A 24,449-nucleotide genomic window follows, 5' to 3' on the forward strand; every position below is an offset into this window, starting at 1 on the left:
CGAGGATGGAGTGTGGGGCTGACCATGAAGATTAATCGTTTACTGGGCATCGTAGTCTATCTGCTCAACCGGGAGACCGTCAGCGGGCGGGTGCTGGCCGGGAAGTTCGAAGTGTCGGCACGGACCATTCAGCGGGACATTGAAGCGATCAGTCTGGCCGGGATTCCCGTAGGCTCGCTGCAGGGGCTAAACGGAGGCTACTATATTATGGACAGCTTCAAGATGAACAGGCAGCTGCTTCGGCCGCAGGATTATGCGTATATTCTGGCTGCCCTAAAAGGCTTCGTATCCGGCTATGACAGCAGGCAAGCCCAGGATACCGTGGAGAAAATGATTGCCCTGTCGCCGGATAAGGATGCGGTTCCGCAAGCTTTTCAGCTGAATCTCGGGGTGCTTCAGGAAGGTATGGGGACCGGCGAAAGTATCGCTGTACTTGAACAAGCCATCCGTGAGAAGAGTACCGTTCAGTTTCAATATACGAATGCCCGTCATACGGCTTCCTGCAGGCGGGTTGAGCCGCTGCTGTTGACCTACAAGTGGTATGCCTGGTATTTATTTGCCTATTGCTGTGAGCAAGAGGATTACCGTCTGTTCCGCTTGTCGCGGATGCGCGATATCCTGGCTCTGCCCGAACCGTTCACCACAGTTCACGGGGATGCGGAGCTTCTGCTGGCCGGGCACGGAGACAACCGGGTCTATATAAGTATTAAGCTGCTTTGTCCGGCGGAGTACAGGGTGCTGCTGGAAGAGGCTTTGCCGAATGCCAGGCTGCTGGAGACGCGCGGGCAAAAGCTGGTGATGGGCTTTACGGTGCCAGAAGAGGAGGAGGGCTGGTTCGGCATTATCCTGCAGCACAGCCATCAGCTCACTGTTCTTGAACCGGAGTCACTCCGGGAGAAGCTGCTGGCCAGGGCCGGAATTATTCTGGATACTTACAGCTGAATGGCAGCATAATGCGGGGGTTATCACCGCTTAGAACTGAACGGAAAGTTTGGCTATAGCGATTATTATCTTACAAAATCCAAATAAAAGTAAATGAATAGTATTATTTGTCTCAGCCCTTTTTGTCTCCATTTTGGAGTACAGGAAGGGCTAAATTTTTTGCTGAACAATGTCGAAAAAAAGAGTAGAGGTTCGATGACATCTGCGTATAGAATGGATAAGCACAGATTTACTATGGCAGGATGGAAAATTGATTGAGGCAAGGGTGGGAACGTCAGATGGATACACGTAAAGCTAACAAATGGCTTGGAGGATTGGCAGTCTATCTTGTAGCCTATATGGCTGCGGTACTGCTTGACAATCATCTGATGTTTGGAATCATTACAGTTATAGCTCCCGTGCTGGTCTGCCTGTATTACCGGATATCCGGTCCGCCTCCCGCACTGCTGAAACGGCCGTTCCGGCTGATCAGTTACGGGTTCTTCATGTGGGTGATCTGTGATGCGCTCCTGATGACAGGCACGTACGGGTTTCATTTCTCAACGGAAGATACCTCCAAGTTCACCCTTACCGCACTTACCCTGTATTCGTTCACCAGAATGATTATTCTGGTTGCTGTACTGCAGATATACGGAATCCTCAGGCGGGGCATCAATAATTTACAGGTGCTGTGGGATCAGATCACAACGCTGGAATGTATTGTGGGCAGTATCTGGTTTGTATTTTTTCAGGACGGGTCATACCGTCTGGCGGATCTTGATTACCGTACCCTTATCCTGTTCTTCTACCTGCTGGCCCCGCTGCTGACACTGGCCTCGCTGATGCTGATCTGGGTGTATATGAAGCGTGAATACCGTACAACGGGCTTCAAAATGCTGATTTTCTCCATTGCGCTGGTGTCCTCTGTGGATCTGGTCCAGGCGCTGAATAATGGGATTATGTCCGGCTACATCATAGACGGCCTTTATAAATTATCGATTGTGTGCACGGCTGCAAGCTGGATTCTGATTCAACAGTATCCGAAACAGGCGGAGCAAGGGCCTGCTGAAGCACAGCCTGTGACGGAAGGCCGGACCTTGAAGAGCGGAGTCCTGTTCATGGCGTATCCGGCACTGATTTTTATAATCAAAGGATTCTCTGTGTATGTTTTTCTTTATTTCACCATCATTATCATGGCTTATTTCATCGTCCGGCTGTATGCCAAACAGATCGCCTATACGAGAAAATTGCTGGAAACCGAAAGGGAGTACAGCGAGAAGCTGCGGCTCTACATGGATGTTGTTGAACAATCCCCATTGTCGATAGTCATCACCGATATGAATAGCCTCATTGAATACATAAACCCTTATTTCACGGAAGTTACCGGCTATACCAAGAACGAGGCCGTCGGCAATAAGCCGTCGATTCTAAGGTCAGACAAGAACCAGGCTGAAACGTACCGGAATATGTGGGAGAAGCTGACGCTTGAGGGCAAATGGCAAGGGGAATTCATTAACCGTAAGAAGGACGGGCAAGAGTACACCGAAGCGGTCATTATATCTTCTATCAAAAATGAAAGCGGCCAGACTACGCACTATGTGGGCATTAAGGAGAACGTCTCCGAATATAAGCGGATCAAAAAAGAACTGTCGGACCAGCTGTATTTCACCTCCCAGCTGGTGGATACTTTACCGCATCCGCTATTCTATATGGATGCCGAAGGCAATTTTATCGGCTGTAATACGGCCTATGAAGAAGCGTTCCAGATCTCCCGCCAGGTCTTTACGGGAACACCGATGAGCCGGCTCCCGCATCTCTCGAAGGAAGGCTTCGGGATTCTGAGTGAAATGAAGGAAGAAGTAACCGCCAGCGGACAGCCGGCGACCCGGCAGATTCAGCGCAGCTTCGCCACCGGGGAAGAGCATGATATTCTCTATTCCCTGTCTGCCTACCGGTTGTCTGACGGCACAGTGGGCGGGTACCTGGGGATTCTGACAGATATCAGTGATCTGAAGAATAAAGAGAAGGAGCTGCTGACCAGCCGGAATTTTCTGGATGCGATAATTAACCATATTCCGGTCATGATTAACGTCAAGGATGCGCAATCCTTGAAGATATTCAAGGCGAATCAGGCCGGAGCGTCGTTCCTCGGCTTAACTCCGGAAGAGATGGAAGGCAAGGATAATTACGATTTATACCCTGAGGAACTGGCAGGAAGGCTGAACGGCAGTGACCGGAAGGTACTGGAGACAGGCAGGCTCTTCAGCGAAATTGAGATTGTTACGGACGATGCCGAGCTCTGCAATCTGAAATATGTGCTGGCTTCGAAGGTGCCGATCCTGGATGCGGAGGGGAAACCCCTCTATCTCCTTAGTGTGTCCGAGGATATTACCGAGGTAAAGCGCAAGGAAGAGGAGCTGAAATACGCGCTTAATCTGGCGGAAGAGGCGACTGCTGCCAAATCGCAGTTCCTGGCGAATATGAGCCATGAGATCCGGACTCCGATGAATGCGATTATCGGAATGGCTTACCTGGCGCTGAAGACAGATCTGGATGCGAAGCAGAATGATTATATCTCCAAGATTCATAATGCCGGAACTTCACTGCTCGGCATCATTAATGAAATCCTCGATTTCTCGAAGGTGGAGTCGGGGAAGCTGGAGCTGGAGAATATTGATTTTGAGCTCCCGGATGTCATTGGGAATGTGGTGGATATCTCAGGACAGACTGCACTGGACAAGGGGCTGCAGATGTCTGTTCAGATTCCTCCGGATGTTCCGCGTCAGCTCAGCGGCGACCCGCTGCGGCTGGGACAGATTCTTACCAACCTTCTCAGCAACGCCGTGAAATTCACCGAGAGTGGTGAAGTGGTCATTCTGGTGGAAAGAATCAGCATGATCGACAGCATGACGAAGCTTAAATTCAGTGTGCAGGATACAGGGATCGGCATGAGCAAGGAGAGTGAAGGGAAGCTCTTCCAGGCGTTCACCCAGGCAGACAGCTCAACGACAAGAAGATTCGGCGGAACGGGACTGGGTCTGGCCATCAGCCGGAAGCTGGTGGAGATCATGGGCGGCAGCCTGTGGGTAGAGAGTGAGGAGGGGAAAGGGAGTACCTTCTCCTTCACGGCCTGGTTCGGAATTCCTGCTGTGCCGGACTCTGGAGCAAGAGTATTGACCGGTCAGGCATCTGGTGTGAAGGACAAGGATTACGGCCTGTCCGGTGTGCGGGTATTACTGGTGGAGGATAACGAGATTAATCAGCAGATTGCGGAAGAACTGCTGCTGAGCCAGGGGATGATCATTGATATTGCCGGCAACGGAGCGGAGGCCGTGCAGAAGATCGGGGAGATGTCCGCAGATCAGCCGTATCAGCTGGTGCTGATGGATCTGCAGATGCCGGTCATGGACGGGTTCGAAGCGGCGCGGATAATCCGGGCCAGAGAAGCTGAGTTGCCAATCATTGCGATGACCGCAAGGACTATGGAGGAGGAGCGGGAACGAAGCTTCGCAGCAGGCATGAACGGGCATGTGGCGAAGCCGGTCGATCCGGATATCCTGTTTGCCAAGATTAGCAGGTGGACATCGGATGCTCCCAGGGAGGATCAGCCGGATTACGATGAACGGGAGCGCGTACGTCCGTCGCAGGAGGCGCAAGAGACTTCCGGATTCCGCATTGAAGGTATTGATACAGAGAATGGCCTGAGACGTGTCGGAAGTAATGAGGCATTATATATACAGCTATTGCTGAAATATTCAGAGAGCCAGCGCCATACCGCCCGGAAGATCCGCGGCTTCATTAAGCAGGGGGATGAGGAAGCGGTGTATATGCTGGCACATAGTCTGAAGGGAGTTGCCGGGAATCTGGGTGTAACGGAAGTACAGAGACTTGCAGATTCCCTCGGCAAGCTGCCGAATTATCATGAGCAGCCTGCGAAGGTGGAAGCACTGCTGCTGAGGCTGGAGGCGGCTGTGCTGGAGAGCTTTACAGCGATTCGCGGGGAATGGGAGTCTGTAGAGCCCTCTGCCGCCCTGATTGCTGAAGTTTATCCGGAATCGGATGCACAGCCTCTGGCCCTTATAGCCGGTAAGCTGCTCGCGATGCTGAAGGATAGTGACAGTGAAGCCGTTGATTATTTCATTTCGGTGCGCAGACAGCTTGCAGAATACATGCAGCCAGAGCAGATGGTTCAGCTGGCGGACAGTTTGAACCGGTTTGAATATGAGGATGCCATCGCCAGTATTGAAACGGTGATACCAGAAAGTAATTATGAACAGAGGTTGATATAAATGCTGGACACTAGACCCGTAATCCTGGTAGTTGACGACACGCCGGACAATATCTCACTTCTCAGCGGGCTGCTGAAGGAGCAATACAAAGTAAAGGTAGCCACCAACGGGGAAAAAGCATTGCAGGTGGCCAAGTCCTCACCTCCTGATCTGATCCTGCTGGATATTATGATGCCGGTCATGGATGGCTACGAGACCTGCCGCAGGCTTAAAAAAGACGGGGAGCTGAGAGAGGTTCCGGTGATCTTTTTGACGGCTAAGGAAGAGGTGGAGGATGAGAATCTGGGATTTGATCTGGGGGCCGTAGATTATATTACGAAACCGATCAGTTCGCCGATTCTGCTGTCCCGTGTCAAAACCCATCTCACCCTGAAGCAGTCCAAGGACTTCCTTGCGGATAAGAATGAGTTTCTTGAGGCGGAAATCTCCCGGCGGATTAAGGAAATCTCTCTGATCCAGGAGGTCTCGGTTATGGCGATGGCCGCGCTTGCTGAAATGCGTGACTCGGAGACCGGCAATCATATTCAACGGACGAAGCTCTACATTGAAGAACTGGCCACCCAGCTTAGCCGGACGGGAAAATATGCGGAAGTGCTGAGTCCGGAGCATATTAACCTGATTGTGACTTCTGCGCCGCTGCATGATATCGGCAAGGTGGGCATTCCTGACCACATTCTCCTGAAGCCGGGGGCACTGACCCGCGAGGAATTCGAAGTGATGAAGACGCACACGACACTGGGCAGGGAAGCCATCCTGCGGGCAGAACGGCTTATGGACAAGCCGGAGACTTTTCTGCGCTTCGCCAAGGAGATTGTCTATTCCCATCATGAGAAATGGAACGGAACCGGATATCCCGAGCAGATTGCCGGTGAACAGATCCCCCTGTCAGCCCGGTTGATGGCGGTAGCCGATGTCTACGATGCGCTTACGAGCAAGAGAGTCTATAAAGATGCAATGCCGCATGAGGAGGCGGTCGGGATTATAGAAGGCGATGCCGGAATACATTTCGATCCTGACATCGTCAAAGTATTCGTGAAAAACAAACATAAATTCAAGGAAATTGCCGAGAGATATACCAGCGAGCTGGTAGGCTAAATAAGCCGTTTCAGTATATAAAGATCTTTCTTCATCTCTTGGGAGATGGGGGAAGGTTTTTTTATTGTATGGGAAGCAGTTTTGAGCCGCCGGCCCGGGGTGCAATCTGCTGCTTCGTACGCCTTGATTAGGGGGCTTAAGTGAACGAGAGTAGAGACGAGCCGAACGTATGCGAAAAACCGAATACAATGTGCCAATAATAGGGCAGGTGAGCCGAATGTATGCGAAAAACTGAATACAATGTGCCAATAATAGGGCAGGTGAGCCGAATGTATGCGAAAAACCGAGTACAATGTACCAATGATAGGGTAGAAGAGCCAAATGTATGCGAAAAACCGAATACAATGTGCCAATAATAGGGCAGGTGAGCCGAATTATTTTACTTTTGATGTGTTGCTTGATTCGCCCTCCGGGCGATTTTGATATTGCTTTGGGAGATTAAGCACCGTTATTTGGGGGGAGAGGGCTGAAGGCGGAAATGGAGGGTATAAATGGATGCTTGCTTTAAAGTGCACTTTAAGGATTATTATGTTCATGCAGGCCATGCGCCTGAAAGAAATTTATTTAGGAGGTACAACTATGCACAAGCATATGAATAGCAGCGCAACACCACAGGCTCCGGTCGGGAGCGGATTTGGTGCCGGGACTACGGCTGAACAAGTAATCGGCAACCTTGATTTGAGCGGAAAAGTAGCCATCGTAACCGGCGGGTATTCCGGCATTGGCCTGGAAACTGCACGGGTACTCGCCGGTGCTGGAGCTACAGTCATCGTACCGGCACGGACACCGGACAAGGCCAGGGCTGCAGCCGCAGGAATTCCGCGTCTGGAGCTTGAAGCCCTTGATCTGATGGACCCTGCTTCCATCGACAGCTTCGCCCGGCGTTTCCTGGATTCAGGACGGCCGCTGCATATGCTGATTAACAGTGCCGGCATTATGGCTGCACCACTGGCGCGGGATACCCGGGGCTATGAGTCCCAGTTTGCAACCAACCACCTGGGGCATTTCCAGCTTACGGCCAGGCTCCTGCCGGCATTGAAGCAGGCAGGCAATGCCCGCGTTATATCCGTAACATCACGGGCACACCGTCTGGGCGGTGTCGATCTGGACGATCCTAATTTCACGCACCGTGAATATGACAAATGGACCGCGTACGCCCAGTCGAAGACGGCCAATGTGCTGTTCGCCGTGGCACTGGATGAGAAGGCTAAGGATCAGGGAATCCGTGCCTTTGCGGTGCATCCGGGATTAATCCCCTCCTCAGGAATCGGACGGTTTCTGGAACCGGAAGAGATTGGCGTCAAGCCGGTCCCGGCGGCGCAGGAAGAGCAGAAGCAGGCGCAGGAAGTGAAGCTTGAACAGCCGGCTGGCAGTGCCGGAGCCGACCGGATGAAGACGGTAGAGCAGGGCGCGGCAACCAGCGTCTGGTGCGCAGTAAGCGGGCAGCTGGCAGGCATGGGGGGAGTCTACTGTGAGGATGTAGATCTGTCCGAAGCTGTTCCGGCAGAGATTGTGCAAGGCTCCGGGGTATGGCCGTGGGCGGTAGACCGGGAGATTGCGGAGCGGCTGTGGACGCTCAGTGAACAGCTGACGGGAGTGGAATTCGCAATTTAAGCGGATATTCTGCTGCGGGGGTTCAGCGGACGATCTGCGGGTTGAGGAGCTATGGCAAGCACAAGGCTGGCTCTGGACACACAGGTACACGAGTAAACAAGTGCTCAAGCTTGACTTAAAGTGCATTTTAACCCCTATACTATAGGAAAAATCTGATCACTGCCGTGATCTGAGGGAAGTGACTGCTTTGGGTATATTGATCAAAGAAGCTGCGGCCAAGCTGGGACTCCCCGCTCATACCATCCGCTATTACGAGAAAGAAGGATTGTTGCCTTCACTACAGAGGGATGAGCAGGGGAACAGGATATTTGAACAGGCCGATCTGGACTGGATCTCGCTTATGACCTGCTTCCGGGCCACCGGAATGCCAGTGGCCGGATTGAAGCAGATCGTTGACCTTGCCGCAGAAGGAGATTCCACGATACCCGAAAGGCAGGCGATACTGGAAGCCCATAAGCTCGAGCTTATGCGCAGGCAGGAGGAGCTGGACCGGGCTTTTGCAGCAGTGAATATGAAGCTGTCACGGTATGATACGATTCTGAAAGGCCAGCCGGACCCCAATGCCGGTAACCACATGGGTCTGTGCTGAGCATAGCTTTTATTCGGCATCGAGCTTCTGTATCCAGTTAAATAAGGCTTCACCAACTGCCTGCGGCTGCATTCCGCTATACTTCAAATCTTAGCCCGTTTCTGCAAAGAAAGACGCTCCCGGTTCCGGGAGCATCTTAGCACTATAGATATAATATTTTTTTACATGAATATTAAGTATACTTAGATTTAACCTTCCCCTGCGCCATGCCCCATAGTAGAAATTAATTGTGAGCTGTTACCATCGGTTGTAAATCCGATACCTCCAACCGGTAAAATAATAACAAGCAGCAGACTAACCGAAGTTAGAAACACGATAAGCTTCTTGGTCATTTGGATCCTGCACCTCTCTAATTAGGAATTTATATTGCGCTTGCTCTTCTTCGCTTGCTTCATGCCGGTGCTGCTCAAACAGATTCACGCATTTAATGATTAGGCTTTCATTATTGATTCTAACGGATGATTCCAAACTTTTGAGTATTACGCTAATTCCATCGTTTCGTTTATTGTGTAATTTATAAATGGCTAATTCAGTAAGAAATCTGGCATGCTGGTCCGCAATAATCTGATGATTATACTTGCCGAAACCGGAGTTGTAAGGTTCATAAGGAACATGCTTAGAAAACTTGGCAAGAATGTAATCTATATTCCATCTGTAGCGGTTTGCTGATTTAATGATATTATAGACAGCTGTAAAAACTTGCCCCTCGTGGTTAGAAATATAGTCAACATAATCCTGCAAAATCTCGAATTGCCCCGCCATTACACGATAGAGGTAGGTGTTTGCCGTTCCCCAAAGCTGAAATTGAGCTAACGTCTCCTGGACCTCGTCATTGTCTTCCTGTATCCAGCTTCCATCCATATATAGAGGAATCAGATCCAAAGCCGCCGTGTAGTCCCCATACTCTTCCTGCACACTGGAGCGCATAAGATATGTATACAGGATGTAGAAGTAGAGCGGCTTCTCAGGAGATTTCTCACCGTGGTCCTTACGGCCTGAGCCATATGGATGATTGTAGCTGAGACTGGCCAGACGGTGCATTTCCAGTGCCAGTTCGTCTACCTTATCCCACTTATGCAGTGAATAATACACATGCATCAGGTGCTTCAGCCCATCCAGCTGGTCCGCCACCTCTAACCGCTCAATATAGCATTCAAAAAGAAGGGCAGCCTGTAAATTCAGGGCTTGGCTGTCACCCAGCGAAATGCGGAATAAGCGGTACTGGCATACGGCAAGCCGTTCGGAATGCTGATACTTCTCACTTGCGCTCACATTCCTGTACAGCACCGCTGCTGCTTGCCATTGGCCCTCCTGAAATAATCCTTCGGCCACTTCAAACAACATGGGTGCATAAATTAAATTGTCTAGCAGATTCTTAACCACAAGTTCAATACAGTCAAGCCGCCCAAGCTCTGCTGAACTCAGAATGAACGGGCGCAGACGCCGCCAGGTTGGAGCTGAATGATAGAAGCACTCGTCCACATACAAGCTGTAGAAATGGTCCTCCGGAACTCCCATGGCCCGGGTGATCAATTCCAGGTGACTCATGGCAATCGGCTGCTGGCCGCTAAGCAAACGGCTGAGCGTTCCGGAATTAATGCCGGTCTGTATAGAAAATTGATTAATCGACATCTGCTGTGCTGAGAGATAAGCCTCTAAATGACTGCGAATCGTGGTTACAGGCTCCAAAGAAACACCACCAATCCAATACCATAATTTAGGTCCTTAATGTTATAAGTGTATAATATGCGCCATTATACCACCGGTCAAGAGCGTGATAGGTAGAAACAGTGAACAATAGGAAAAAGCATCCCCGCTGTAACAGGAACGCTCTCTCCGATTTTTTGCAGACCGTGATAAGAGAAGTTTAATTCCGAAGCTGCACTAGGCAGTAAAGATAGCCGCCCCGCCCTTAATCTTCCGGCTCTCGATCACCTCTTCGTAATCCTGAATCAGCCCGTCGAAAATATGCTCCCAGGAGCGCCCGAGTGCAAGCCGCCGGCCCTCCCGGCCCATTGACGTCCGCTGAGCATGCCGGGCGGCCATCGAACTAATCTGCAGTGCTAACGCTGCCGGATTACGGGGCTCAAACAGATTTCCGGTGATACCGGAAACGACCAGATCCTTGGTGCCGCCAGCATCTGCGGCGATGACCGGCAGCCCCGAAGCCATGGCTTCAAGCACGACATTGCCAAAGGTTTCCGTGCAGGAAGGGAACACGAACAGGTCAGCTGAAGCATACAGCTCCGCCAGCTCCTCGCCATGCTTCGCACCGGTAAAGGTTACATTGTCCGGGGCCTGCGATTTTAGTTCAGGCAGGAGCGGCCCGTCTCCGACAATCAGCAGCTGCACTCCGGAGCGTACGGATTCGGGCAGAAGCTGCATGGCGAGAAGCAGTGTGGTGATATCTTTTTCCGGGGCAATCCGCCCGACGTAGAGCATAATCAGAGGCGCGTGCATACCATATCGCTCACGCAACTCCTCACTTCGTTTCTCAGGAGAATAGAGCGTGCAGTCGACGCCTCTGGACCACAAGCGCAGTCTCATGAAGCCCTCTGCGCGCAGCGAAGCTAATGTCTCCTGGGAGGGTGCAAGCACAGCATCGCAGGAACGGTGAAACCACTTCATGTATTTCCAGTAGAGCGGGACGATTCTTCTCATTTTGTAATATTCCAGGTAGCGGTCGAAGTGGGTATGGTAGGAGGCGACATGAGGGAGCTGCTGCTTGCGGGCATAGCGGAGGCCGGATAAGCCGATGTTGAACGGGGTTGCCAGATGGATCAGATCAGGGGCGAAAGCCGACAGCTCACTTTGAATGGAGGACATGCCCGGCAAGGCCATCCGGCACTCGGGATACAGAAAAAACGGGATGCTGGCGATGGGACGGACGGGATCAGGGTAGCTGCTCTCAAGCGCAGACTTAGGAGTAAACAGCAGATGCTCAATCCCCCTGCGGTGCAAATGACTGGTTAACCGGCTAAGCGTGCGGGCAACCCCATTGGTTTGCGGAAGAAACGTGTCCGTGAATAGAGCCAGACGCATCGGAATCCCTCCCTGTATTCTTGTTGCCTTGATCTTAGCAGGCGATTATTTCATGGAGATCAACCGCAGGTTAAACATCTGGCATAGAGGGGACTATGGGGAGGATTCTGAGCGGTTTTGTTCAAGAAGGGCGGGAGCGGGTATACATAGGTATCAGGAATGAAGGAGGTAAGAGGATATGAATAAAGATCTGCCGCCAGAGGTTCCGCCGAACGTTGTACCCGAAGTGAAGCCGGACAGGATCCCTGAACCGGGTCCGGTTGTGATTCCGCCGGAGGTTACGCCGCAGCAGCAGCCGGAAATCATGCCACAGACCCCGCCGGAGATTATTCCCAAGGAACCTTTGTAATGGATGATATAAGCCGGAGAATAGGAATAGTACGTGACAATAGGAAACAATATAGGATGGATGATGTGGAGCGTCCGGGAAACCGGGCGTTTTTTTGTTGTAGCGGAAACTATGATGTGCGTCTGTTGTGGATAAAAACGTGTGAAATTGAAGCAGATCCGCTTCCGACTGAAGTAAGAATGCGTTCTTGTCTCAAGAATCCCATTGAATCCTCCAGAAGGGGATGGCTATATGGGGACAACAAAGGGATAAATCCCTCTAATTCCACCGAAAGTGGGCAGCAGGGGGAAATCAAAGGGATAAATCCCACTAATTCTGCCGGAAGTTGGCAGTATGGGGGACAACAAAGGGATAAATCCCTCTGATTCCACCAAAAGTGGGCAGTATGGGGAAATCAAAGGGATAAATCCCTCTAATTCTGCCGGAAGTGGGCAGTATGGAGAAATCAAAGGGATAAATCCCACTAATGCTGCCGAAAGTTGGCAACAGGGGAAATCAAAGGGATAAATCCCACTAATACTGCCGGAAGTGGGCGGAATGGGGAAATGAAGAGCATTTGCGCACTTGATTGCACCGGGCCTACACAGTTGTCTGATTAGAGAGCAATGTGAAGTGGCCTTAAATCTGCATAAGCTGCACAGGCCACATAAGCCCCGGTTTGTTTCACCCGTTAGGGTGATTCTGTTCCTGCTTAGGAGTTTACACAGTTTGAACATTGTGATAACTCGGTTTGGTGGCGCCTGAAGCGAGCGGGATGATGTTGTTCCAAAGTATACATTGTATTTGCTTCGCGCCAGTAATATGATTTGTCCTTTTCGCTGAAGTGGACTGAGAATCAGCTATTTCAGCAAAAAACCTCCAGATGAAGAGTATGCGGACTGAGAATCCGCTATCTTGATCATTTGGGGCTGAAATGAGGAGTAGTTGGACAAATAAGCGATTCTGAGTCCGATTGGGCGGGAAATCTGTTTGTTTTGCTTAAATAGCGAATTTCCAGTCCGCTTCATCAGCTGACGTGTCATGAAGTGACCGTCAAGTGCCGCCGGAACGGCGAAGTTACTGCCAATCGCCGCCTGGAGCGGCCAAGTTACTGCGAAGTGTAGCCGGAAGCTGTAAAGTTACTGCGAGGTACAACCGGGAGCGGCGAAGTTACTGCCAAGCGCCGCCTGGAGCTGTAAAGTTACTGCGAGGTACAACCGGGAGCGGCCAAGTTACTGAGAGGTGTAGCCGGAAGCCGTCAAGTTTCTGCGAAGCCACCACATTCCCGCCGCCCTCCGGGGCGGCTTCATTGCCCCCGATTGAAGCGGCGGCAGAGTCGGAGGAGCTGCTGACTGCGATCAGCTGCCGGGGAGGCTGGTCCAGATAGGTTCAGCATATTGGTTCTGCAGGTTCATGCTGCAATCCTTGCCGGTATCATACGAACGGTCGCCCAGTACCATGGTGAACTGTTCGAGCTTGTGCCTTGCTGCGGCAGCATCCGTACATTCCAGCCAATCGGCGAGTGCTGTGAGCACAGTTCGGCCTTCCTCCAGTGCCTGCTCCCACAGCTCCCAGACGGATTCCGTCCGGACCTCGGAATAGAGTGCCGAATGCCGCCACTCGGAGTGTTGTTCATTCAGGTAATCCAGGCGCTCTTCATGAGCAGTCAGCTTACGTGAGAACAGCCGGCGTGTCCTGCCCCAGGTGACGGCTTTCTTCCAGCCCTTCGGGTCATACAGACATCTGTGGGCCAGCACCATATCCCGGTAGGAGCTCTGCCAGATTTCTTCAGGCAGCTTGCCCATTGCATCCGGATAGTGCCGTAGTACAGTGGTGTGAAGAATATTGTGAACCGGCACAGGCAGCCGGGAACCGGTATCTATTCTTGTCCAGGCGGCGTTCTGCCAGGTATTGATCCCGCGCAGGCGCTTCATAAACAAGGTATCCAGATCAATTTCGAACCGCTGGTGATCGCGGAATTTGTAGCCTGCCTTCCAGTTAATATACGGATGCAGGTTCCGGTCCAGCAGATGGTGGGTCAGGAAGCCGAGGAAATAGAGCTGTGCCTGAGCCGCATCAGCTCCTTCGAGAGTCCGCGCAGCTTCCCAGAAATCAATGAGCACAGGCCCGCAGTGCTGGGTATGCATCAGATCCCCGAGATGAAGGGCTCCGGCATCCTTGCTCCATGGCAGGAAGCTGTGATACAGCAGGAAATCCGGCCCCTGACAGCCGAGATTATACAGGCGTTCCTGCTGCTGCAGATTATGTAAGAACGGGAACCGGCTGCGGAATTCTCCGGCCAGCTGTTGCCCGTATTCGAGATGCATCCAGATATTAGGCATAATTATCCCTCCTGCAAAACAAGTTCATAATCTTCATTCATTGTAACGCTGATATGTTAAAAGAAAATGAGAATTATAAAAGAAATTTAATCCAAACCAGTAACCTTTAGACAACATTCGGACAGGGCACCGGTCAATCGTTGGCGGGAATTCGCGGAATTGCGGGAACTGCGGGATACGTAATAGTGGAATGACGTAATTGCGGAATGACGTAATAACGTAATAGCGGGATAGCGGAGTAGCGGAGTAGCGAAATACGAAATACGAAATACGAAATACGAATTACGAAATACGAACTACAAAATACAAAATACAAAATACAAAATACCTCTGTTCCTCTCACCTGATCCGTTGCTGGCAGAATGGAGACTCCTCAGTAAGCACTGCAGGCATAAATGTTGTACGTTATGCAGCTTTGAGGCCTGGATACCCAGGTGTTCGGGAGGATTGTTGTATGAAATACAAGAATTGTCCCGCTAAGCCGCATGGAGAAGGAGAAATGCTGCATTTTCTACAACAATTCTGGATTTAGGTTGGTATATTGAGGAAAATGTTGTATTATGTGCAGGATTTCGAAAAGTTACCGGAGCTCTGCCGCAAAAAGCGGATAAACCGGACTGTTCTTTCGAAAGATCAAAGAAGGAGGAGGATGATGTGTGGATAAACGGTTAACATTCAATGAGGATGCAGCGAACTACGACAAATGGAGGCCGGCCTATTGTGCGGAATTATTCCAGGACATTATTGCGTATTCCCGGATCGGGCAGGGCAGGAAGGCTATTGAAATCGGGATTGGGACAGGCCAGGCAACCCGGCCTTTTCTGGAAACCGGCTGCGAATTAGCGGCCATTGAACTGGGGCAGGAGCTCGCGGAGTATTCACGATTAAAGTTCCGGGAGTATAAGAAATTCAGCGTGCACAATAGTACATTTGAAGAATTCACAGGCCCGGACGACAGCGTAGACCTTATTTACTCCGCTACTGCATTTCATTGGATTCCAGAGGACGTTGGTTACCCGAAGGCATTCGAATTGTTAAAAACCGGCGGCACACTGGCCTTATTCTGGAACCGGCCTTTTGCAGCACGGGAGGATGACGAGTTACATCAGCATATTCAGCGTATTTACCAGCAGTACAGGCCCTCAAATACCAAATTAATCGAACATGATACGGAAAGATACAATGCCATCTCACAGAATCTGCATACTTACGGGTTCCGGGATGTACAGCTTAAGCTGTATCATTTAACGAGAAGCTTCTCCTCAGCGGATTACATTGCCCTGCTTAATACATATTCAGACCATAGAAGTATGCCACCTGCTATAAAAGAATCGTTTGAGGACGAGATCAGAGCCGCAATACTTCAATCCGGTGATATCCTGAACGTGTATGATACGATTGACCTGCATTTGGGCAGAAAATGAAGGGTTTCCGATTTTTGATTTCTGCTAGCTCGGCGGAATAGGTCATCTGTAACGACAATAAAACAGCGGCAGTTCAGGGACATTTAGGTCCTTGGCTGCCGCTGTTTTCTGTGTCAGAGCCGAGTTCAGTCCATGCTGATCAGGTCACGGAATACGCCGGGAAAAGAATCAGGCACCGCAATCGCGCCGACGCTCTTCTCATAGAAAGGCACTGCGTCCACGACCCAGCCGATGATGGCGTAGCCGTAGCCGTTCCGGTGCATCGCGGACAGGCATTCCAGCAGCAGTGCCTTCCCGATGCCAAGTCCCCGGTACTCCTCCAGCACGCCGGTCGGGCCGAAGAAGTTCTTCACTACAACATCGTGGCAGGCGAAGCCGATCACTTCGCCCTGCTTCACGGCAATGTAGCAGTGGACGGGCAGATGTGAGAAGGCCGTCTCACATTCATTCCGCCAGCTATTCGTGAAATGGAGGCCGACAAAATCCACAATGGCCTGCTTATCCCCGGTCATCGCCCGTTTGATGGCAATTCCTTCGCCCCGCAGACGTTCCAGCAGCGCACTATTATCCGGCAGATCATATAGCTTAACGAGCATATCAGGCATCAGCTATCCCCCGCTTTCTGTTCAATCATCTCAAGATCTGTAATCATCCCGCGCAGGTCTGCTTCGAATAATTCCGGCCGGTAGAACCGGGAGCGGATGAACAGCTCTGCCATCTGCGGCGGAAGCAGCTCTGCAAGCACGCTCTGCATCCGCTGCCTGGCTCTGAATAAATCCCCATATCCGCTTCTGTACTTATCCCGGAGAAAGGTAATGACTTCCTCGCTGTCCGGCGACATCGCTCCGCGGAAGAGGAACGTATGCAGCGGAGAGCGGCGCTGCGCCGGGATCTCATACTGGATCATGGCGTCGATCAGTTCAGCGGTTAAGCGGTTCTTCTTCACATCCGGCAGCAGCTGCGGGATCAGGGAATAATAATCGGTTACCGCATAATCCGCCCATTCCTCGCCCATAAGCTGAGCCGTCTCCATACCATGGAACTGGTGCAGGAAACGGACCAGGAAGGAGGGAATGTCAGCCTTGGCATTCCAGCTCTGCTCTGCAGCGAAGAAAGCCGGGTAACGCGAGGTCTCGAACAGGCCGTATGGACTGCCCAGCGAGAACGGGCATCCCCAATTCGTATGAATGATTCCGTCCAGCTGCTCCGACTGCGCCAGCTGAATCCAGTCTAGCACATTCTTGATCCGGTTATGAATCACCGGATAATTCTGGTCGCCGTTATCATCCCAACAGCGGACAGAGGAGGCGCCGATGGTCTCGATGCCGGCATCGCGCAGCTTGTGGAGAATGAGCCGGGCATCCGCCTTCATCCGGTGTCCGCCATAGATCCAGACGACCACTACGACACGTTTGTCGAGTGCGGCGATCTCGTCTAGGGTGGCGTGCATGATCATGTCATGCCAGATCATCGGTGTTTTGCCGAGGCTGATGGTCTTCTCCGCCAGCTGATTGACGAAGCGGATGAAGGAGGCCTCCGGGGTAAGCCCGGATCTCCGGCAGTCTTCACAGGTGCCGAGCGTCCAGACTTCATCACAGCCTAGATGGAGATATTCGCTGTACGGATGTAGGGCAGCCACTTCCTCCAGAATGCCGGCCATCATCTCGAAGGAGCCTGCGCGGTGCGGGCATAGCTCCGACACGGTCTCGGGGACTTCGCGCAGCCCGATATAGACCGGATGCTTCAGAATATATTCCAGATGCCCGAAGGACTGCTGCTTCGGAATCACGGTGACGAAATGGTCATGTGCAGTCTGCAGGAGCTGCCGGTGTTCTTCTTCGGTGAAGGCGAATTCGGGATGGCGCAGGAAGCTCAGCTTGCGGAACGGCAGCTTGTCCTCATATTCAATGATCAGCGTATTGATCTTGTAGCTGGCCAGCTCTGCGATATATTCCAGCATATGCTCATAAGTCGGATAGACTGTGCGCAGATCAAGATAATCGCTGCGCAGCCGCAGATCCGCCCAGTCGGCAATGGTCACCGCCGGCACCGAGCCGCCCCCGGCAGCCAGCAGCTGATCCAGTGTCTTAAGCCCGTAGAACAATCCGGAAGCGCTAAGCGCGTATAGCTCAACCCTGTCCGTATCAGTAATCAGAACGTAACCGTCATGCTTGCCTTCTACCCGCCGGGCCATGCGGGTATTGAAGCGGGTTCCCTCCGAGACTAGCGCGTATACAGCGCTGCCGCCGGACTCCTTAACCTCTGTCACCCCCGCGAATATTCCTTGCGCTGCCGCCAATAACCGGACATCATTCCCGGGCATCCACAGCTCCACCGTCCAGCCGCGGATGCCGCTGACCGGTTCCGGTCCCCGGCTCTGCACCACCTGAGGCTGCGGAATCAGTGGAATGTTCATAGCCAGCGGACCCGGCCCTTGAAGCGCTCAATGAAGCGGTTATTCCATTCATCCCCGCCGGGAGCGTTGCCGCTGCGCCAGACCGGCACCTCAATCCCTTTGTCCCCGAGACAGGCAGCCGTGGTCATCATCAGGGAATTCAGCAGGAAAGCGTTAGCAAACGTTGAGGTCGAGCCCATCTTCGGTTCGATTCCTTCAATATGCAGGGCAGCGTCGCCCGGCTTGACTTTGCTGTCCAGAACATAGTCGCACAGCTCATACAGGTTCTGCCCCGATGGGTGGCGGGCAATATGGTTCTTGGGGGTAGCTTCGGCATGGCCGACAGAGGTAACGGCAATCGTTATAACCCCCCGGCGCCGTGCTTCCAGAGCAGCATCGACACAGGCTGTGTTAATACCGTAAGCGTTAGCAAGAATCAGAATATCACCCTCGCCTAGACGGTTATCTTCAATAACAAGTGTTCCATAGCCGGGGGTACGTTCAACAGCCATGGAGCGCAGTGCGCCGTTCGAGATCATCGTGCCTTCATCTAATATAGCGCTGATATGCATCAGACCGCCTGCGCGGAAGAAGACTTCGGTCGCATTCATATTGGAATGCCCGCCCGGACCGTACAGATAGACCAGCTTATCCTCTGCAATATGATCCGCGAGCAGCTCCGCCACCTGAAGCAGCTTGTCCCTCGGCTCGCTCCGTATCTCATTCAGCAGCTCCACAATAGTTTCCATATAAGCGGACATAATATCTGACTTTGCGTTCATTTACATTCCTCCTAAAAGTTTTGTAAGCATAAGCTTCCTGAGTCTCTTCGCAAAACTGGCTTCGGAAGCATACGCTTTAAGTTTTGTAAGCATAAGCCCCCTGAGTCTCTTCGCAAAACTGGCTTCGGAAGCATACGCTTTAAGTTTTGTAAGCATAAGCTTCCGCTTGCCTAGAAGATAACAAAGCGGCCGGGCAGAGTAAATCAACTATTTTGCGCAAAACGGCACCGATTTTGACTGATTTGGCCAGCAGCATGCCATGATGTGTGTAAATCGCTGATTGGAACAGCGGCAGGTAAAAATTTTTCTGAACGGGTCAGGATCGTGACTTATGTAAAATTCTTTGCTTTTCTATAATGAGAGATAACATCACGCAAGAGGGGGGACAGAGCCTTGAAGACGTCAGTTGCCTTGCCACAGTCCCGGGAGATTCCCGTCATCCGCCGGAATAAACGGAAATGGAAAGAAATATGGATGGGTTATCTGTTCACGGGGCCAATGCTGCTCGGAGTTATTGTATTTACACTGATCCCTATGATTTTCTCCTTCGTACTCAGCTTCACCAAGTGGTCGTTCGTTACCGGCTTTGACCGGATCCGTTTCAACGGACTGGACAACTTCCGCCAGCTGTTTCAGGATGATGTGTTTCTGAAGTCGCTGGGCAATAATTTCATTATGCTGCTGGCGGTGCCGGTCGGGATGGCCATAGCGTTGATCCTGGGGGTGATTATTACCAATCATGTCTACGCGCCGGGTGCGTTCAAGGTCATCTACTTCATGCCCCAGATTTCCAGTGTCGTCGCTGTCGCTGTCGTGTGGCAGGTTCTGTTCCATCCCTCCTACGGTCCGGTTAACGGTTTCCTGACGGCACTCGGAGTGGACAATCCGCCCAAATGGCTGGCCGATCCGTCGTATGCGCTTCCATCGGTCATGCTGCTGATGATCTGGATTGACCTCGGGGTCTCGCTGATTATCTACATTGCCGGGATCAAGAATATTCCTGCCGATCTGTATGAAGCGGCGACGATTGACGGTGCCTCGAAGTTCGCCCAGTTCCGCTCCATTACTTTTCCGCTGCTGACGCCGACGACCTTTTTCCTGCTGGTGACCGGGATTATCGGCAATTTCAAATCCTTCGCGCTGGTCAAAGTGTTGACGGAGGGCGGTCCGGCCAACTCTACTTCAGTCGTCGTGTACGACATGTATCAGACTGCATTTGTGGATCTCCAGACCGGGTATGCTTCATCTATGGTCATGATTCTGTTCGTTATCGTACTCGCCATCACCGGCTTGCAGTGGCTGGGACAGCGCTATTGGGTCAATTACTAGAAAGGGAGGGACCCCTGTGAAATTAAAAAATCTGGACTGGGGAAAAGCGGTCATCACTCTACTCATGGCGCTGCTGGGCATCGTATTCCTGCTCCCTTTTATATGGATGCTGTCCGCTTCGCTCAAGCCTGAGGCTGATGTGTTCAAATATCCGATTGAATGGATTCCGCAAACCTGGAGAGCATCGTTCAACTACCACTCTGTGTGGTTTGGCAAAGCGAACTTTACCCTGTATTATTGGAACTCCATCAAAGTCACAGCATTAACGACACTCCTGTCCGTAGCCGTTTCCAGTATGGCCGCCTACGGCTTTACCAAGATCCGTTTCCCGGGCAGAAATGCACTGTTTGTGGTGGTGCTGGCCACTTACATGATCCCTGCGGAAGCCACACTGGTGCCGCTGTTCATCATGTTCCGCTCCATCGGGCTGTACGACACGCATCTGGGCCTGATTCTGCTGGGCGGGTTCAGCGTGCTGGGGACCTTCCTGCTCCGCCAGTTTTTCGCCTCACTCTCGAATGAATACATCGAATCTGCACAGATTGACGGGGCGGGGCATATCCGCATTTTCCTCTCCATTCTGTTTCCGCTGGTCCGGCCGGCGATTGCCACTTATGCCATTCTGCGGTTTATCTGGACCTGGAATGATTTTCAGACGCCGCTGGTCTTCCTGAACAGCAAGACGCTCTATACCCTGCAGCTTGGCATGAATGCCTTCGCTGACCGTAACGGCGCATTCTACTCCCTCATCATGGCGGCTTCCGTCTCGGCGATTGTACCGCTGCTGGTAGTGTTCATCCTCGGCCAGAAGCAGGTCATCGAAGGTATATCCTTGGGGGGGGTGAAGGGGTGAAGGCTGGCAAGTTCCCGGAAGTTGCATAACCGGAGGTTGGTGGAGCGGACGTGACTGTCAGTGTATACATCGGAAAGTATAGACGAAAAGGAACCGCTGCCGGACAAGCTTCACGGGCAGGGAGAACTCACATTAGAAGGGGTGTTATTAATGAAAAAGAATGTATTCGCGTTGGTATGGATCACCGTGCTCCTTGTAGCCCTGGCGGGCTGCGGCAATTCGAACAACACTAATAATGCATCTCCCACTAATAGCGCAACTGCTGCGCCGGATGCGGCCGAGAGTGCCGCGCCTTCCGCAGAACCTGTAACCATCAAAGTGGCCAACTGGTCACCTGCGGCGGATATGGAGCCTATTCTGCAGGCTTATGAGGACGCGCATCCGGGAATCACACTGGAATACGTCGAGCTGGCTGACAACGGCGATTCCGTAGCCGGAATGAAGAAGCTGGATCTCCTCGTCGCTTCGGGCGAGAATCTGGACGTCGTGTTCATGCCGGGTGCAACTGACTATTCGCAGCGTGCGGGACTCGGACTGCTGGCTTCGCTGAATGATCTGATCAGCAAGGAAGGCATCACGCTGACGGATGAATATACCATTGATCCATCCGTAGACGGACAAGTGTACGCACTCCCCGATACCCTGGAGAATTATTTCGTCCTGCTGAACAAGGACAAGCTGGATGCGGCAGGACTGGCTGTCCCTACGGAATGGAGCTGGGATGACTATCTTGACTATTCTGCCAAGCTGACCAGCGGCACCGGGCCGTCCAAGACCTTCGGCACTTATTTCCATACCTGGGCCATGTACTGGGAGCTGGCCGTCATTAATCAGGAGAAGGACAACAACCTGGTCAATAACGGCATTGTAAATATCGACAGTGCGGGTATCCGCCAATCCCTGGAGCTGCGCAGCAAAGCAGAGGAATCCGGAGTGGCTGTACCGTATGCGGATACCATCTCGCAGAAGCTGGCTTACCGCTCGGAATTCTTCACCGGACATGCCGCGATGATTGTGACCGGCAACTGGATGATTGGAGAAGCGGGCGGATCGGAGGAATTCCCGGCTACGTTCACCACTGCGTTTGCACCGATGCCTTCCAACAGCGCCGGACAGCCAGCCGGAGTCAGTATTGCCAACGGCAACTATGTGGGCATTCTGGACAAATCGCAGCATCAGCAGGAAGCCTATGATTTCATCCGCTGGTATTCCACAGAAGGTGAGCAGATGCAGAATGTATATTCCGCCTGGAAGAAGCAGGATGTCGATCAATACATCGCCGGAGTGAAGGCCTCAGCCATGAGCCCGGACAAGATTGACGAAACCTCACTGGCCTATGTGATCAAGAATGCCAAGCCTGCTCCGCTTAGTGTGCCGCCGACCTATCAGGGTGAGCTGGAAACTGCTTTTACCAAAGAAACCGAGCTGTACATCCTGAAACAGCAGGATCTGGAAACTACGGTCAGCAAAGCGCAAGCTGAACTGCAAAAGATCGTGGATGCCAATAAGTAAATAAGGCGAACCGTCACATTTTGTCGAGATATTACTGGGAAATGAATTACTGGAGGCGGAAAGCTGATATGATAGAGGCAAAGACAACGATAGTCTGATTGTGAAGGGGGATTGCCATTGCTGCCAAAAGGATGGAAACTCGGTTTTCGCAACAAGCTGCTCGTCGCTTCCCTGCTCTGTCTGCTGCTTCCCGCCTCCATTACCCTGTATATTTCCAATTCCTATACCGAGCACATCCTCCGCTCCCAGGTGATCCAGAATGAACGCCGTTCGCTGGAGCAGGAGAGCATGTATATCTCGAACCTTCTCAGCAATATGGTGCTGGTGTCGAATTACATTCAGTTCGATCCCGGGATCACGCTTATTCTCAAAGAAAATTGGCAGCGCAGTAAGCTGCACCAGCCTGATACAGCCAAAAATGTCCTGGAATTCAAAGAGGTTACCGAAAAGCTGGAAAGCGTGACCTCCATGATGGAGAAAACGTTTGTCACCGTGCTTACCTCGGACGGCCAATATTATTCAAATTATCCTTACGCCAAACTGGATGTCGGCGCCCTGCTGCTCCAGCCCTGGATGGAAAAAGCCCGCCAGCAGCCTGTCTTCGATCTCTACTGGGCGGGTGTGCTCGATAACTATATCCCTACCGTTGCGCAGACCAGCCCGCAGGTGCTGACGATTGCCCGCAATCTGAAGCTGTCCTCCAATTCCACTTATGCGACGGTCATCATCAGTATCGCCGAGAGCCGGATCAGTCAGATTTTTAATGATAACCGTAAGGGCCAGGAGACACTGCTGATCTCACCTGACGGAACGGTACTGGCCTCCCTGGACAAGACGCGGCTTGGTCAGCCTTTTACACTTGCGGATGAACTGACGGGTACAGCGGATTCGCGTTTCATGGACTACCGTAATGAGCAATATCTGCTCAGCAGCCTGGAGATTCCCTATGGGAACTACCGGATCGTCAGCCTATCGCCTTACCGCGAGGCGGTCAGCCAGATCAGTGCAACCCACCGCTGGAGTACAGCCGTTCAGATCGTGTCGGGAGCGTTCTTCCTGCTGATTCTGGTCCTGCTGGTCCGTCAATTCACGAAGCCTGTAATCAGGCTGGACAGCGTGGCGGCCAGAGTAGAGCAGGGGGAGCTTGGCATCCGTTCCGGCGTGCGCGGGTATGATGAGATTGGACGGCTGGGCAAGTCTTTTGACCATATGCTGGACCGGGTGGAGAAGATGATCGAGCAGATTAAGGTGGAGCAGGCGCAGAAGCGCAAGGCCGAGCTGGCGATGCTGCAATCGCAGATCAATCCGCATTTCCTGTTCAATATCCTTAATTCCATCCGCCTGCGCATTATGATGCGGGGAGATGAGGAGAATGCGGAGCTGCTGTTCTCGCTGTCCCGCCTGCTGCGGATGACCATTCAACAGCGTGATGAGTACACAACACTCCATGATGAATTGCATATTGTCAGGAGTTATGTAGAGCTGCTGAATTTCCGTCAGGCTGATGAAGTTACGCTGGATACAGACTGCACCTCGGAGAGCCTTGGGCTGAAAATCCCGCGTTTCCTGCTGCAGCCGGTCATCGAGAATGCTTATATTCATGGCCTGCGCCAGGAGAGCGGACGCATTCTGATCCGCACCTGGACTCAGGACAGCCGTCTGTTCATAGCGATTGAAGATAACGGCCGGGGGATGGATGAGATTACCCTGAACCGGCTCCGGGCTGAGGTAGGCTCTGAGCTGCCGGAGCAGGAATCTATGCCGTCCAGCAGACTGGCCCATATTGGAATGTCGAACGTATACGAGCGCCTGTATCTGACTTACGGTTCAGCTTTCGAGGTTACCATTGACAGTATCCCCGGGCAAGGGACAACCTTCCTGTTTGTGCTTCCTGAAGAAATTCCGGATCAAGGTTAGGAAAGGGAGAGTGGAAA

At 52.1% G+C, this 24,449-nt stretch carries 17 protein-coding genes; 11 read left to right on the forward strand and 6 right to left on the reverse strand.

The window, feature by feature from the left end; all coding sequences use genetic code 11:
* Window positions 1-24: 24 nt before the first annotated feature.
* The 5 genes from PBOR_RS11735 to PBOR_RS11755 all read left to right on the forward strand — a co-directional run bounded on the left by PBOR_RS11735 (window position 25) and on the right by PBOR_RS11755 (window position 8,508).
* On the forward strand, window positions 25-942 hold the full coding sequence (locus PBOR_RS11735) for a helix-turn-helix transcriptional regulator (protein ID WP_042219279.1): 918 nt from the start codon (window positions 25-27) through the stop codon (window positions 940-942).
* Between the two features lie 278 nt (window positions 943-1,220).
* Complete coding sequence (locus PBOR_RS35415; RefSeq protein ID WP_052429441.1) at window positions 1,221-5,210, forward strand: PAS domain S-box protein; 3,990 nt, start codon at window positions 1,221-1,223, stop codon at window positions 5,208-5,210.
* Window positions 5,211-6,305: a response regulator gene (locus tag PBOR_RS11745; protein WP_042211821.1), complete on the forward strand. Its 1,095-nt coding sequence runs from the start codon at window positions 5,211-5,213 to the stop codon at window positions 6,303-6,305.
* A gap of 579 nt (window positions 6,306-6,884) precedes the next feature.
* Window positions 6,885-7,919: an SDR family NAD(P)-dependent oxidoreductase gene (locus PBOR_RS11750; RefSeq protein WP_174479813.1), complete on the forward strand. Its 1,035-nt coding sequence runs from the start codon at window positions 6,885-6,887 to the stop codon at window positions 7,917-7,919.
* Between the two features lie 187 nt (window positions 7,920-8,106).
* Window positions 8,107-8,508 (forward strand): MerR family transcriptional regulator, encoded by a 402-nt coding sequence (locus PBOR_RS11755; RefSeq protein WP_042211822.1) that lies wholly within the window; start codon window positions 8,107-8,109, stop codon window positions 8,506-8,508.
* 294 nt (window positions 8,509-8,802) lie between these two features.
* On the opposite strand, the gene PBOR_RS11760 is transcribed toward PBOR_RS11755, so the two are convergent.
* Both PBOR_RS11760 and PBOR_RS11765 read right to left on the reverse strand, forming a co-directional pair.
* Window positions 8,803-10,197 carry a helix-turn-helix domain-containing protein gene (locus PBOR_RS11760; protein WP_052429442.1) on the reverse strand — a complete coding sequence of 465 codons (1,395 nt, stop codon included), beginning with the start codon at window positions 10,195-10,197 and terminating at the stop codon, window positions 8,803-8,805.
* Window positions 10,198-10,392: 195 nt separating this feature from the next.
* Window positions 10,393-11,550 carry a glycosyltransferase family 4 protein gene (locus PBOR_RS11765; RefSeq protein WP_042211823.1) on the reverse strand — a complete coding sequence of 386 codons (1,158 nt, stop codon included), beginning with the start codon at window positions 11,548-11,550 and terminating at the stop codon, window positions 10,393-10,395.
* A 178-nt stretch (window positions 11,551-11,728) separates the two neighbouring features.
* Between PBOR_RS11765 and PBOR_RS36945 the strand changes: the two genes are divergently transcribed.
* The gene (locus PBOR_RS36945; protein WP_157764014.1) at window positions 11,729-11,899 is read left to right on the forward strand and encodes a hypothetical protein; all 171 of its coding nucleotides are present in this window, start codon (window positions 11,729-11,731) and stop codon (window positions 11,897-11,899) included.
* Between the two features lie 1,337 nt (window positions 11,900-13,236).
* Here PBOR_RS36945 and PBOR_RS11770 read toward each other — a convergent pair.
* Window positions 13,237-14,220: a zinc dependent phospholipase C family protein gene (locus tag PBOR_RS11770; protein WP_042211824.1), complete on the reverse strand. Its 984-nt coding sequence runs from the start codon at window positions 14,218-14,220 to the stop codon at window positions 13,237-13,239.
* Between the two features lie 656 nt (window positions 14,221-14,876).
* On the opposite strand from PBOR_RS11770, the gene PBOR_RS11775 reads away from it, so the two are divergent.
* A complete protein-coding gene (locus tag PBOR_RS11775; protein ID WP_042211825.1) occupies window positions 14,877-15,644 on the forward strand; it encodes a class I SAM-dependent methyltransferase in 768 nt (255 codons plus the stop codon).
* Window positions 15,645-15,769: 125 nt separating this feature from the next.
* Here PBOR_RS11775 and PBOR_RS11780 read toward each other — a convergent pair whose 3' ends face one another.
* Genes PBOR_RS11780 through PBOR_RS11790 form a run of 3 tightly spaced genes read right to left on the reverse strand, consistent with a single transcriptional unit; the run spans window position 15,770 to window position 18,821 of the window.
* Window positions 15,770-16,249, reverse strand: coding sequence for a GNAT family N-acetyltransferase (locus tag PBOR_RS11780; RefSeq protein ID WP_042211826.1), 480 nt, complete (start codon window positions 16,247-16,249; stop codon window positions 15,770-15,772).
* Window positions 16,249-18,060 carry a family 20 glycosylhydrolase gene (locus tag PBOR_RS11785; RefSeq protein WP_052429443.1) on the reverse strand — a complete coding sequence of 604 codons (1,812 nt, stop codon included), beginning with the start codon at window positions 18,058-18,060 and terminating at the stop codon, window positions 16,249-16,251. Before PBOR_RS11785 ends, PBOR_RS11780 begins: the two co-directional genes overlap by 1 nt.
* Window positions 18,057-18,821 (reverse strand): sugar isomerase domain-containing protein, encoded by a 765-nt coding sequence (locus PBOR_RS11790; protein ID WP_042211827.1) that lies wholly within the window; start codon window positions 18,819-18,821, stop codon window positions 18,057-18,059. Before PBOR_RS11790 ends, PBOR_RS11785 begins: the two co-directional genes overlap by 4 nt.
* 474 nt (window positions 18,822-19,295) lie before the next feature.
* Here PBOR_RS11790 and PBOR_RS11795 point away from each other — a divergent pair, with 474 nt between their 5' ends.
* The 4 genes from PBOR_RS11795 (at window position 19,296) to PBOR_RS11810 (ending at window position 24,432) form a co-directional block, all read left to right on the forward strand.
* Window positions 19,296-20,150, forward strand: coding sequence for a carbohydrate ABC transporter permease (locus PBOR_RS11795; protein WP_081972358.1), 855 nt, complete (start codon window positions 19,296-19,298; stop codon window positions 20,148-20,150).
* Window positions 20,151-20,214: 64 nt separating this feature from the next.
* Window positions 20,215-21,003, forward strand: a complete 789-nt coding sequence (locus PBOR_RS11800) for a carbohydrate ABC transporter permease (RefSeq protein ID WP_042219287.1) — start codon at window positions 20,215-20,217, stop codon at window positions 21,001-21,003.
* A 150-nt stretch (window positions 21,004-21,153) separates the two neighbouring features.
* A complete protein-coding gene (locus tag PBOR_RS11805; RefSeq protein ID WP_042211829.1) occupies window positions 21,154-22,515 on the forward strand; it encodes an ABC transporter substrate-binding protein in 1,362 nt (453 codons plus the stop codon).
* 117 nt (window positions 22,516-22,632) lie between these two features.
* Window positions 22,633-24,432, forward strand: coding sequence for a sensor histidine kinase (locus PBOR_RS11810; protein ID WP_042211830.1), 1,800 nt, complete (start codon window positions 22,633-22,635; stop codon window positions 24,430-24,432).
* Window positions 24,433-24,449: the final 17 nt, after the last annotated feature.

The sequence above is a fragment of the Paenibacillus borealis genome (assembly GCF_000758665.1).
In the GTDB taxonomy this organism is placed as follows: domain Bacteria; phylum Bacillota; class Bacilli; order Paenibacillales; family Paenibacillaceae; genus Paenibacillus_AQ; species Paenibacillus_AQ borealis.